The organism is Halorubrum sp. SP3 (assembly GCF_005435195.1).
In the GTDB taxonomy this organism is placed as follows: domain Archaea; phylum Halobacteriota; class Halobacteria; order Halobacteriales; family Haloferacaceae; genus Halorubrum; species Halorubrum sodomense.
This window is the reverse complement of the sequence record NZ_SGTU01000552.1, coordinates 1-307: the sequence shown is the minus strand read 5'-3', so window position 1 is coordinate 307 and position 307 is coordinate 1. Positions and strand designations below refer to the sequence as shown.

Sequence of the window (307 nt, the reverse complement as noted above, 5' to 3'; positions counted from 1 at the left end):
GGGCACGGCAACGAGGCCTCCCGCAACGCGAACCGGCGCCTCCGCGACGCGGCGTTCAAGGTCGGGTTCCACATGATGCCCGGCCAGCCCGGGATGACCCGCGAGATGTGCTTAGAGGACTTCCGCCAGCTGTTCGAGAACCCCGACTGGCGGCCCGACTACCTGAAGATCTATCCCACCCTCGTCGTCGAGGGGACCCGCGTGTACGACCGCTGGCGCCGCGACGACTTCGACCCGCTCACCAGCGAGGAGGCGGCCGACCTGGTCGCCGACGTGATGGACCAGATCCCGAAGTACACGCGGCTCC

1 pseudogene is annotated in these 307 nt (G+C 68.7%); it reads left to right on the top strand.

Annotated elements, in window-relative coordinates:
- Positions 1 to 307 (top strand): annotated as a pseudogene (locus tag EXE42_RS17530) (tRNA uridine(34) 5-carboxymethylaminomethyl modification radical SAM/GNAT enzyme Elp3); the annotation flags it as partial.